Here is a 12058-nt window from a genome sequence, read left to right on the forward strand (position 1 = left end):
AAGGGAGATAAAAATGATTATTCGTGACGCATTACCAACTGAATTTGCAAAAGTTAAGGAAATACGACTCGCTGCTTATGAAGAACATGCAGGAAAAGTACCTGAGAGTCACTGGAATGCTTTAAAACAACAAATTATAGCAGACGAAGATACTCCAGGGATCGAAACAATAGTAGCAGAAGTTGACGGAGAGATTGTCGGAACGGCAGTATTATATCCTGCAGAAACCTCAGCATATCAAGGATTAGTTGACAACCAACTATCCTATCCAGAACTAAGAAAATTAGCAGTTTCTGATAAGGCAAGAGGGAAAGGTGTAGCAAAAGCTTTAATTCAAGAGTGTATTAATCGTGCTAAAAAGAAGGGTTATGCTTCTATGGGATTACATACAGCTGATTATATGGAAACTGCTATGAAGTTGTATGAAAAAATAGGATTTGTAAGAACACCAGAAGAGGACTTTATTCCGTTAGAAGATGGAATTGTTGTAAAAGCATTTCGTATCACTTTCTAATTCGCAATTATGGGACAATAGGGAAAGGTTTTCTGTCCCTGTCCCACCTAGGCACAGGGACAGAAAACCTTTAGCAATCTCACGTTATTATACTAGAAAGAGGCACCGAACAATTTCGATGCCTCTTTTCCGTTTATTCTTCTACTTGATAGTAATAAATATCAGAGATTAAATAGTAACCAAACTCATCAATTTCTACATAATATTCAACGTTTTCGGCGTAGGTTGTATATTCTCCATTTTCATCATACACATCATATTCTTCATAGGTTGTGACTATTGCATAACCTTCTTCTTGGAATATATCAATACCTGTTATTTCCGTATACCAATAATCAAATGTGTAATTGGCACCGTAATAGTCTTCAATTTGTCTTTGTAATTCAAGATAAGCATTACTATCTGGTGAGATCATATCTTGTATCCAATAGAAATCTCCGTCATTAATTGACCATTCGTAATACTCGAAGTATGAAGTTATAAAGCTTGATAAAGTTTCTTCATCAAAGTAATAGCCATAATCGAAATCATCATTATCCCATACATCTGAGTAATCTTCGCCAAGGTCATTAACATCCGTTTCATAACCCGCATAAACGTCTACAGCTATCACTTCGCTTGCTGACATTGGGTTCTTAATCCAATCATCAAAATAATCAGTAACAGTATAAACTGGTATTGCAAATGCAAAAGATTGATAGTTTAAGTAGACAATCGAATTAATACCAATAACTTTACCAGTTTTCGCATCAAATAATGGTCCACCACTACTACCTTGGTCAATTTGTGCATCAATTTGATACAACTCATCATAGACAAAATTATAGCCATCAATTGTCATTTCTCTATTTGTACCAGTTAGGTAACCAATAGAAGCTGAGTTTTCGAATCCTTGAGGGCTACCAATTGCAATTACTTCTATACCAATGTCAGATGTTTTATTTTCAATCGGAAGTGGCTCCGTTTTTGCGTAAGCATCACTTTGAATTAGTGCAATATCTAAAGTATCAGAAATACCAATAACTGTTCCTGGTGATTCTTGACCTGCACTATTTCTAACAAGGACATCAGAATAACCTGCTACAACGTGCGCGTTTGTTACAATATATCCACCATCAGCATATAGGAAGCCTGAACCAAGGCTATCTTGAGTGATAATTGTGAATACTTTAGGCATGGATTCTTTAATGACTTGTGTTTTTTCTTTTTCTTGTACTACTTTTATTTCTTTTTGTTCTTTAGTGTCTTTTCCCTTTTTATCGTCTTCATCTTCAACAGGATCTTTATTTTCATTGTCTTTATTATTGTTAATCATTTGACCTAAATTATTATCATTATTAGGATTTGCATTGTTTTGGCTGTTAAAATAAGTAAATAGCCCGTAGCTTACCGCCAATATAACGATTAGGAGTGCTGCAACGCCAGAAATAATCCAAACTTTCATATTCTTTTTAGGTGGTTTTGGATTCGATCGTTGTGGCTGATTCGGTTGGAAATGCTGATTACCAGGCTGTTGGAACTGTTGGTTTCCTTGATGTCTGAATTGTCCACCACCAGATTGCTGGAATTGGCCATTCACTGGTTGTTGATATGGTCCATTCTCTGGCCCCTGGAACTGCTGATTAATAGGCTGTTGGAACTGCCCATTATCAGGACGTTGAAATTCATCATACGGTTTTTGGAACTGTTGATTACCAGGTTGTTGAAACTGATTTGAATCCGGACGTTGGAACTGATTGCTTCCAGGTTGTTGAAATGCACCATCATTTGGTTGTTGCACATGCTGATTTCCTGGTTGTTTAAAATGATGTTGCTGTTGATCATCGTAAAAAGGATTTAATGATTGTTCATCGTGTGATTGAAAAGAATCGCTATTTTGCTGACTTCCAGAGTGGTTATTTAAAAAAGCGTGCCCACAATTCCCACAAAACTTCGCGCTTTGATCGTTATTTCCACCACAATTTGGACAAAACATTACCCCACCTCCTAATAAATAAATTTTAAATATTTTTAAAACATACTAAAACTATTTTACTATTAAAAAGGTAATCATGTATTAAATAAAATAAGGCCATATTTTAATAGTATTAAGTTAATTTATCACATACTTAATATACATGATGAACTGTAAACAGGAAATGATAAATTTTCTAAAATTTAGAAAATATACTTTAACAATCAATATACCTACCGAATGGATTAGAGGGAATCGTAATTGAAATTTTTTTAACCGATTAAAAACAGATACGAAATAACTTTTTTGAATTATTCTTTTTAAATGGGTTTGATGAACTTGTATGATATTGGATTTAGAGAAGAGTAAAAAAAGTAAAAAATTGATGGAGAGTTCATTCGTATAGTTAGGAGGAAATAGGTATTTTTATTATTATGATATGACGAAAATCCCATTTACATTTCATACAATTAATAAAAAACTTGTGAGGATAGGAAATCTCCATTTGCAGACGTTGGAGCGATCCAAAGAAAAATTGGATTTGATCTAAACGATTTTGATGGGGGTTAAACGTTCGTATTTGTATAATAATTATGTCTGTTAGTATGCATTATATGGTGCACAATTAAGATTATCCATTCGGGAACAGTGAGGAAGAATAAAAATTTTTACAGTAGGATGCTACAAAGAGTTATATCGATATAATGAAGCGGAGATGGTTATTATCTACCTATTTTTGCCTTAATCGTCATGAAGGACTGTTCCACTCAAAAAAAAGATCATTGTGTCCTTCATCCCGCTTATGAAAGCAAGTTTCAATCAAAAATCGGCTCGTATTGTCCTTCATCACAGTTATGATGGCTAGTTCCACTCAAATTTCGCCTCGTTCTGTCCTTCACCATCCTAAGACTTACTCCGACAAAATTTCATCTTCATTCCCTCATACTTCTGGCACTAATCTATAGGAAAAAATTGCAAACAAATTACAAGACCCTATGAATAGCTATTCTAATTAAGACCGCTAATTTTATACGTCATTTTTGAAAAAAAAATTTAGAAAATGACTCATATTTACTAGGGATTTTGGAATGATAAAAGACGTAACACAATTTGGAGGTGTCAATAATGGAAAACAATAAAAATCGTACAGTTACAGGTACTGACATTAATGAAGTAAAACAACAAAATGCAGGTGGTTCAGCAAGTGGCTCTTTTGGGACTAATCCTCAAAAAGTGAGAGAAGAAATTGCACAAGAAGCTGGACCATTTGGATTTGGTGGAAGTCAATCTGCTGCTAGCAAACCAAGCTCACAAAGCCAATCAACATTTGGCAAAACAGCTTCAGGCACAGATATTCAAAAAGTGCGTGAAGAAATTGCTCAAGAAGCAGGACCTTTTGGAACTCAAGCTTCTCGCCAATCAAGCCAATCATCAGGTAACCAAACAGTTGCCGGAACAGATATTGACGAAGTAAAACGTCAAAATGCACAGTCAAACCAAAACAAAAACTTCAATCAATAAAATAAATAAAACGCCTCTATATCAGGGGCGTTTTATTATGTGTAAAATATTTTTAATTATGAGTAAAAATTATTTTAAAACATCATGATCAACATAACGTTCGCCATTTAATTCACTAATTAAATTGATGGCAACTTTTGCTCCATCACCGGCAGTAATAATCGTATGAACACTTACTCCTGCACAAGTACCCGCTGCCCAAATTCCTTCGATATTTGTTTTACCATTAGCATCCACATCAAAAATTGTTTTTACTCTTGGCTCAGTTCCTGGTTTTGTAGCTAAACCAACTTGTTCAGCCAGATCAGTTAAAAAACCTGTAGCTAGGATAACATGTTTAGCTTCATATTCGCCATTTTCAGTAGTTAAATTAAAGCCTTCATCTAATTTAGTAATGTTTGTTACTTTTGATTCAACTAATTCTGCGCCAAATTTTTTTGCTTGGTTTAAGCCAGTTTCAACTAAATCTGGACCTGTAATTTCAGCAACACCGTAGTGGTTATAAAGCATTGCACGTTTTGTAACACCTTGATTACTATCAATGATTACAGTTTTTTTACCTGCTTTAGCTGTGTAAATTGCTGCGCTACCTCCAGCTGGTCCGCCCCCAATAATCGCTACATCATACATATGTATTCCTCCTTAAAATTCATCATTATAATTCTATCAAAAATCCCCATTCAAATCTTAAATACTGCTTATGTCATTATTTGAAAATCCAAATCTAAGTTACTAAAATTAAGGTATAAACTGTTTTTTATATTCTTAAAGATTAATAATTTAATATTAAATTTTTGGGGTGATCGTATGGGGAACAGTTTATTATCGATTGATTGGGATTATTTTATTTCTTCCGAGGATCAAGATATCTTATCTTGTGTAGAAAATAATAGAACAATCATTGAAGAATGGTATAAACGATATTTCAAAATGAAATCAAAAGGTTTGGACATTCATCAGTATTATCAATTATCGAATGAAATTGATACATTTTGGGATAAAATAAAGCAAATCTTTCGAATAGAAGAAAGCACGAAAGTATTTGTATCTGATTCTCATGTACTGTCTTATAATATTGCGAAAAACTTCAAATGCGATAAAGTATACCTTTTTGATGCCCATGCTGATTTAGGGTATGGAGGCTATTCTTCATTAACATTTGAAGTAAATTGTGCAAATTGGCTTGGACATTTGTTAAAACAAAAACAAATTAAAGAAGCGAATATAATCTATAGTCCTTATACGAAGGAAAGACCTGAATATTTTAATAAAATGAACAAACGTTTTAATATAAAATATTTAAAAATGAAAGACTTAATCAATTTAAGTACAAATGTAATTCATATATGCCGTTCTGGTGCTTGGAGTCCACCTTGGTTTGATAACGAGTTTACTCGGTTTGTTAAATCGTTAAATATTCCTTTTAAAGTTGTAGATTGTCCATCAAGGAGATGGAAAACGAATAATTTAACACTAGCAGACCAAATTCATTATTTAATGGCATAGTTGAAATGTATAATAAAAAAAACAAATAACACACTATTAAAAAGGAGTGTGTTGTCATGAAAAAGGATACAATTCCCGAATCAAAAAAAGCATTTATGGATTTACCAGTTAAAGAAAAACCGGACATGGTAGATACAGAAAATATTAGTCTTTTTGATTTACATGAAGATATGCAGACTGTTGATGCAATCCCTGTAATAGAGCTAAATAAAAGAGTAAAAACAGAAGGTGATGAGCTGTTAGAAGAAGTATGGAGAAAAGAGTCACCGGATGAGAAAAAACATTCATAAACCAATTTAGAAATATCCTGAACGTCAATTTCAGGGTATTTTTATTTTGTCGTTAACTCTTAACACGAATTTATCAATATAAAATTACTGGTTTATATTATATTAACTGGCCGTTGCATATATATAAACAAGTATATTTTTGTTAAGGGGGAAATGCATGTCTATAATTAATGTTCTAGCGAATCACGCAACAACAAATCCTAACGCAACGGCAGTAGTATTTGAAAGTAGCGAGTGGAATTATAGTGAACTTTACAACCATTCTAAAAAAATCGCCGCTTATTTACTAGAGAAGGGATATAAAAAAGGCGATATTATTTCACAATTTATGTTAAATTCGGATCTATTCCTCGCAGTTTATTACGGTGTTCAATTAGCTGGACTGACAATTATGCCTGTAAATACAAAGCTAGCTCCACCTGAAATTGAGTATATTTTCAATCATTCGGAAGCTAAAGTATTATTCTATGATGAGAAAATATCGAACATCATCGAACAAACATCCTACAACTTTGAAGAAAAAATCAGCACTACTCAAATAAAAGATATTTTAAAAAGCAACACGACTTTTAACCATCAAATTGATTTAGATGAAAATGATACTGCAGTTGTCATGTATACATCTGGTACTACTGGGAAACCAAAAGGAGTAATGCTTTCACATAAAAACATATATTCCACTGCAGAAATTTGGTCGGAATCAATGAAAATGACAGAAAATGACCGTATGTATATCTGTACACCATTATTTCATTGTGCAGGAAGTCATGTTTTTGCAGTACCTACGATGTATAAAGGTGGAGCCGTTGTTATAGAAGAAGCATTTTCTCCAGACCGTACTTTAAAGAATCTTGTGGAAACTGAAAGTACTATTTTCTTCGGTGTACCAGCTATGTATGCCATTTTATTAAATAAACCTGAGCTTAAAAACTACGATTTTAGTCGATTAAGGCTATTCTGTTATGGTGCAGCACCAATGCCGTACGAATTAGTGAAAAAATTAAAAGATACATTCCCTCAAGTAAAAGTACAAAATTTATATGGTCAAACTGAAAACACACCGGCAGCAACTTCTTTAACGGATGAGTTTGCATTACAAAAAATTGGTTCAGTAGGAAAACCGCTATCACATACCGAAGTTCAGTTAGTAGATTCTGAAGGTGCACCAGTTCTGCTTGGTGAAGTAGGTGAAATTTGTGTAAAAGGTCCTCAAGTCATGAAAGGATATCTTCGCAATCCGGAAGAAACCGCAAGAACAATCCAAGATGGTTGGCTATATTCAGGGGATTTAGGACGTTTTGATGAAGAAGGATTCCTTTATATAGTTGATCGTAAAAAGGATATGATTATTCGAGGCGGCGAAAACATTTATCCAATTGAGATTGAGGAAGTTTTATACCAAATTCCACAGTTGCTTGAGTCCGCAGTTGTTGGTGTACCACATGAGGTTTATGGTGAAGTACCGAAAGCTTACGTTGTGTTAAAAGAAGGTCAATCCATTACGAGCGAAGAAATTGTAGCTTATTGTGCAACTCGATTAGCGAAATATAAAATTCCATATGAAGTAGAATTTTTAGAACAATTACCAAGAAATGCTTCAGGAAAAGTGTTAAAACATACATTAAGACTTTAATGTAGTGAAAATTTCATATAAATTTAATATGATATTTATAAAACGCTAGCTAAAATGGAAATAGCTAGCGTTATTATTTTTCAAAAGAATATAGTATATGAGATTATATATGTATGTATACTTAATGACGAAAGCTTTTTTCAATATAAAAACTATAAAGTGAGCTGAGATTTATGGAGCAATCATTTTTACCAATATTACTAGGTTCAGATATGAACGCATATGGAATGGCACGTGCTTTTTACGAAGCATATGGCATTAAACCCCTTGTGTTAGGACGTTCGCATTTAACTGCAACACAAGATAGTAGCATTTTACATTTTAAACAGATTGCAAAATTAAACGAACAAGAAACGTTTGTACCTGCAATGGAAAAAATCGCTAAAGAATATAGTGGTCAGAATTTATTATTACTTGCTTGTGGCGATGACTACGCAAAACTTATTATTAAAAATAAACCAGCATTACAAAAATACTTTACTGTTCCATACATTGACGAATCATTAATGGATCAAATTTTATTAAAAGAAAACTTTTATAAAATGTGTGAAAAGTATCAATTTAAATATCCTGGAACGACAACAGTTACAGCGGATAATTATGAAAACTTCACTCCGCCATTTGAGTACCCAATTATTTTAAAAGCCTCTAATTCAGTTGCTTATTGGGCATGTTCGTTTCCGGGTAAAAAGAAAGTATTCGTTGCGCATGACGAAGAGGAAAAGTCAGCAATTTTAAAAGCAATTTATGCTTCTTCTTATCAAGACACGATGATCGTTCAAGAATTTATTCCTGGTGATGATTCCTACATGCGTGTTCTAAATGCATATGTAGGAAAAGACGGTAAAGTGAAACTAATGTGTTTAGGTAATCCTATATTAGAAGAGCATTCACCGGAGGGGATTGGTAGTTACGCAGCTATTATTACGACATACGATGAAAAATTAATGGACAAAGTACGCTTCTTCCTTGAAGATATAGGATACACAGGATTTGCAAACTTTGACATGAAATATGATGCCCGTGATGGAGAATACAAACTGTTTGAAATCAACTTAAGAAATGGACGCTCAAGCTACTTTGTAACAGCTGCAGGCTATAATATTATGAAATATGTGGCTGATGACCATATGTTGAACATTCCACAAGAATTAACATACGCTAATAATAAGCATTTATGGATGATTATCCCAAAAGGTGTCTTATTTAAATATGCTTCAAATGAAAAATTAAAGCTTGAAGCCAAAAAATTAATCCACGAAGGAAAGTGGACGAATTCACTCTTCTTTAAAGAAGATATGAATTTCAAACGTTGGTTAAAATTAACGTTAAATAATTTAAATTATTATCGCAAATATAAGAAATACTTTAATAAAAAGGGTTTGGCTGAATAAATGAAAAAAGTATTAGGTATTATCGGTGGGGTTGGTCCACTTGCAACTATGTTTCTTGGTGAAATGATTGTACGCCGAACACTAGCATCTACAGATCAGGAACACGTACACACGATCATTGATAATGATACAACAATACCTGATAGAACAGCTTATATTTTGGATCAAACAAAGGAAAACCCAGTTCCTTATTTAATTCGAGATGCAAATAAATTAGCCAATGCTGGAGCTAATATAATCTGTATTCCTTGTAATACAGCCCATACATTTTACGATGAATTACAAGCTGCAACTAAACTTCCTGTGATTCATATGATTCGTGAAACTGCAAAAAGAGCTTCAAGTTTAGGTGCAAAACGTGTTGGATTACTAGCAACAGATGGCACCATTAAAGCCGAAGTTTATCAAAGGGCTTTATTGGAAGAAGGGATCGAACCCGTCATTCCGGATGAGGCAACCCAAAAAGAGGTTATGTCCATCATTTATGATTTTGTGAAAGCTGGAAAAGATGTTACTGCTTCGCAGTGGATATCAATTGAGCAAGCCATGTTAAAACTTGGCTGTGAAAAAGTAATTTTAGGTTGTACAGAATTATCTATCGTTAATAAGGATCTTAAACTAAGTGATTATTACATTGATTCGCTTATAGTACTTGCTGAAAGTGCCATTGTTTCTTGTGGTTATGAAATAGTAGATCAACCCTCTAAGAAAATGATCCAGACAATTAGATAGACAATTTAATCGATAGTATTAGATGGGGTGTCGTGAGACTTTACTTTCTCGGGCACCCCTTCTTCGTGTATTTTTTCAAAAATATGGTACACTAAACGCAAGAAATGAAGGTGGGGAAGACATGTCAGTAATTAATTTATTGAATGAAACATTACAAAGTAAATGGAAATTTGAAAAAACAATGAAAGTACAAGATGAAATGATTCCTGCAATGTTAGAAGGGAAAGATATCGTTGCAGAGTCTCCAACAGGATCAGGAAAAACGCTTGCATATGTATTACCAATTTTAAATAAAGTAAATGGTAGCAAAAAACAAACTCAAGCACTTATCGTTGCTCCATCACAGGAGCTTGCTATGCAAATTGTTGAAGTAATTCGTGAATGGACTACTGGCACGGACATTACAGTTCAACAATTAATCGGTGGTGCGAATTCAGCACGTCAAATCGAAAAACTAAAGAAAAAACCAACAATCGTAGTAGGAACTCCTGGTCGCCTTAACGAGTTGGCTAGAGCAAACAAATTAAAACTAAAAGAAATAGAGACAATCGTATTAGATGAGTGTGATCAACTATTAAGTAGAGATTATCGAGTTGTCATCAAGTCCTTTATCGAGGGTGCTGCTTTTGGTCGACAAGTTGTTGTCGTTTCTGCAACGATAACAGAAGAGATTAAACTAGTTGCGAGTCGTATGATGTTTGAGCCTATTCATATCGCAATTAAACCTGAAGATATGGTGAAGGTAGGAAAGGTAGTTCATTCCTATATTAAAGTTGATGAACGCGATAAAACAGATATGTTAAGAAGACTTGCAAACATTGAAGGTGTAAGAGGACTTGCATTTAGTAATAACGTAGACCAAGTCATTATGAAAGAATCGAAACTAAAATTCCATGATGCAAGGGTTGTAACTTTACACGCGGATATGAAAAAAGAGGAAAGAAAGAAAGCTTTAGATTCATTCCGAAAAGGTGAAGCAAGAATTCTTATTGCAACTGATTTAGCAGCACGAGGTTTAGATATTCAAGGCTTAACTCATGTCATTCATGTAGATGTTCCTCATACAATCGAACAATATACGCACCGTTCTGGGCGTACAGGTCGTGCAGGAGCAGATGGTGAAGTATTAACATTACTCTCTTATAAAGATGAAAAGACTTACAAAAAATTAACAAGAGAATTGGAAATAAAAGCTATCCAGAAGGTTTGGCTAAAAGGTAATATAGTGGAAGGTAATTCTAAAACCGTTGCAAAGAGAGGATAAGAAATGGGATTTCAAGAAAAGTTGGAACAATATGCTGAATTAGCGGTAAGAGTAGGGGTTAATATTCAAAAAGGGCAATACTTATTAATCAATACATCAACTGATGCATTAGAGTTTGCTCGAATCGTAGTGAAAAAAGCATATGAGGCAGGAGCAGGCCGAGTTCATGTACAGTTAACAGATTCTGTCATGACTCGAGAGTTTTATGAAAATGGTGCTGAGGAGGAATTTAGTAAGTATCCGAAATGGATTGTAGCACAACGTGAAGAGTTAATTGAGAAAAAAGGAGCTCTTCTTTGGATTGATGACGAAGATCCAGATTTACTTGCAGGAATTCCAGTATCACGTATTTCTGCAAACCAAAAAGCAGGTGGAACTGCCCTAGTTAATTATCGTAAAGCAGTTATGAACGATGATATCGCATGGTCAATTATTGCGGTACCTTCTAAAAAATGGGCAGCTAAGGTATTTCCGAACTTACCAGAAACTGAACAAGTATCAGCATTATGGGAAGCAATTTTCAAAACGGTTCGAATTGGTGAAGGTAGCGCAGTTGAAAAATGGCAGGCTCATATTGTGAACTTAGAAGATAGAGCAGCGAAATTAAACGAAAAGAAATTTGCGAAGTTACATTACAAAGCACCAGGAACTGATTTAACGATTGAATTACCTGAAAAACATTTATGGATTTCAGGTAGTAGCAGAACTCCAGAGGGTACTGTATTTATTGCAAATATGCCAACAGAAGAAGTATATACACTTCCTTCAAAATACGGTGTGAATGGATATGTAAGTAATACAAAACCATTAGCATACCAAGGGAATATCATTGATGGATTTAAGTTAACTTTTGAAAATGGTAAGATTGTGAAAGCAGAAGCAGAGGTAGGTAATGAACTTTTACAAGAACTAATCTCTGCAGATGAAAACTCTTGTTATTTAGGCGAAGTTGCTTTAGTACCACATGAATCACCAATTTCAACATCTGGTATTTTGTATTACAATACGTTATTTGATGAAAATGCTTCTAACCATTTAGCAATCGGTGAAGCGTATCCTACTTGTTACGAGGGTGGACGCGATCTTGATGAGGAAGATTTTGATTCTTTAGGAATTAATAATTCTATTACTCATGAGGATTTCATGATTGGAAGTGCTGAAATGGATATTGACGGAATCCTTCCGGACGGCACTACTGTTGCAATTTTTCGTAATGGTAATTGGGCATTTTAATGTTAATGAATAGAATT

The 12058-nt window shown here is 34.1% G+C and carries 11 protein-coding genes; 9 read left to right on the forward strand and 2 right to left on the reverse strand.

The features are described from left to right. Nucleotides 1-13 precede the first annotated feature (13 nt). Nucleotides 14-514, forward strand: a complete 501-nt coding sequence (locus ACOQFO_RS04360) for a GNAT family N-acetyltransferase (protein ID WP_421688480.1) — start codon at nt 14-16, stop codon at nt 512-514. A gap of 133 nt (nt 515-647) precedes the next feature. Here ACOQFO_RS04360 and ACOQFO_RS04365 read toward each other — a convergent pair whose 3' ends face one another. Next, nucleotides 648-2489: a trypsin-like peptidase domain-containing protein gene (locus ACOQFO_RS04365; RefSeq protein WP_421688481.1), complete on the reverse strand. Its 1842-nt coding sequence runs from the start codon at nt 2487-2489 to the stop codon at nt 648-650. 1104 nt (nt 2490-3593) lie between these two features. Here ACOQFO_RS04365 and ACOQFO_RS04370 point away from each other — a divergent pair. Continuing rightward, complete coding sequence (locus tag ACOQFO_RS04370; protein WP_421688482.1) at nt 3594-3989, forward strand: hypothetical protein; 396 nt, start codon at nt 3594-3596, stop codon at nt 3987-3989. A 69-nt stretch (nt 3990-4058) separates the two neighbouring features. Here ACOQFO_RS04370 and ACOQFO_RS04375 read toward each other — a convergent pair whose 3' ends face one another. Further along, complete coding sequence (locus tag ACOQFO_RS04375; protein WP_421688483.1) at nt 4059-4619, reverse strand: FAD-dependent oxidoreductase; 561 nt, start codon at nt 4617-4619, stop codon at nt 4059-4061. Between the two features lie 177 nt (nt 4620-4796). Between ACOQFO_RS04375 and ACOQFO_RS04380 the strand changes: the two genes are divergently transcribed. The 7 genes from ACOQFO_RS04380 (at nt 4797) to ACOQFO_RS04410 (ending at nt 12041) form a co-directional block, all read left to right on the forward strand. Continuing rightward, nucleotides 4797-5495, forward strand: coding sequence for an arginase (locus tag ACOQFO_RS04380; protein ID WP_421688484.1), 699 nt, complete (start codon nt 4797-4799; stop codon nt 5493-5495). Between the two features lie 56 nt (nt 5496-5551). Then, the gene (locus tag ACOQFO_RS04385) at nt 5552-5785 is read left to right on the forward strand and encodes a hypothetical protein (protein ID WP_421688485.1); all 234 of its coding nucleotides are present in this window, start codon (nt 5552-5554) and stop codon (nt 5783-5785) included. Nucleotides 5786-5942: 157 nt separating this feature from the next. Beyond that, nucleotides 5943-7418, forward strand: a complete 1476-nt coding sequence (locus ACOQFO_RS04390) for a class I adenylate-forming enzyme family protein (protein WP_421688486.1) — start codon at nt 5943-5945, stop codon at nt 7416-7418. A 173-nt stretch (nt 7419-7591) separates the two neighbouring features. Then, nucleotides 7592-8812, forward strand: a complete 1221-nt coding sequence (locus tag ACOQFO_RS04395) for an ATP-grasp domain-containing protein (RefSeq protein WP_421688487.1) — start codon at nt 7592-7594, stop codon at nt 8810-8812. Continuing rightward, on the forward strand, nt 8813-9544 hold the full coding sequence (locus ACOQFO_RS04400) for an aspartate/glutamate racemase family protein (RefSeq protein WP_421688488.1): 732 nt from the start codon (nt 8813-8815) through the stop codon (nt 9542-9544). It abuts the gene before it with no gap. A 121-nt stretch (nt 9545-9665) separates the two neighbouring features. Then, nucleotides 9666-10808, forward strand: a complete 1143-nt coding sequence (locus ACOQFO_RS04405) for a DEAD/DEAH box helicase (protein ID WP_421688489.1) — start codon at nt 9666-9668, stop codon at nt 10806-10808. Nucleotides 10809-10811: 3 nt separating this feature from the next. Continuing rightward, nucleotides 10812-12041, forward strand: a complete 1230-nt coding sequence (locus ACOQFO_RS04410; protein ID WP_421688490.1) for an aminopeptidase — start codon at nt 10812-10814, stop codon at nt 12039-12041. The last annotated feature ends 17 nt before the right edge of the window (nt 12042-12058 follow it).

The organism is Ureibacillus sp. MALMAid1270, assembly GCF_049202975.1.
Lineage (GTDB): Bacteria > Bacillota > Bacilli > Bacillales_A > Planococcaceae > Ureibacillus.

Excerpts from the sequence above, each read along its gene's own strand:
- ACOQFO_RS04360 (WP_421688480.1), top strand. The coding sequence starts at position 14 with ATGATTATTCGTGACGCATTACCAACTGAATTTGCAAAAGTTAAGGAA.
- ACOQFO_RS04390 (WP_421688486.1), top strand. The coding sequence starts at position 5,943 with ATGTCTATAATTAATGTTCTAGCGAATCACGCAACAACAAATCCTAAC.
- ACOQFO_RS04370 (WP_421688482.1), top strand. The coding sequence starts at position 3,594 with ATGGAAAACAATAAAAATCGTACAGTTACAGGTACTGACATTAATGAA.
- ACOQFO_RS04380 (WP_421688484.1), top strand. The coding sequence starts at position 4,797 with ATGGGGAACAGTTTATTATCGATTGATTGGGATTATTTTATTTCTTCC.
- ACOQFO_RS04410 (WP_421688490.1), top strand. The coding sequence starts at position 10,812 with ATGGGATTTCAAGAAAAGTTGGAACAATATGCTGAATTAGCGGTAAGA.
- ACOQFO_RS04395 (WP_421688487.1), top strand. The coding sequence starts at position 7,592 with ATGGAGCAATCATTTTTACCAATATTACTAGGTTCAGATATGAACGCA.
- ACOQFO_RS04400 (WP_421688488.1), top strand. The coding sequence starts at position 8,813 with ATGAAAAAAGTATTAGGTATTATCGGTGGGGTTGGTCCACTTGCAACT.
- ACOQFO_RS04375 (WP_421688483.1), bottom strand. The coding sequence starts at position 4,619 with ATGTATGATGTAGCGATTATTGGGGGCGGACCAGCTGGAGGTAGCGCA.
- ACOQFO_RS04365 (WP_421688481.1), bottom strand. The coding sequence starts at position 2,489 with ATGTTTTGTCCAAATTGTGGTGGAAATAACGATCAAAGCGCGAAGTTT.
- ACOQFO_RS04385 (WP_421688485.1), top strand. The coding sequence starts at position 5,552 with ATGAAAAAGGATACAATTCCCGAATCAAAAAAAGCATTTATGGATTTA.
- ACOQFO_RS04405 (WP_421688489.1), top strand. The coding sequence starts at position 9,666 with ATGTCAGTAATTAATTTATTGAATGAAACATTACAAAGTAAATGGAAA.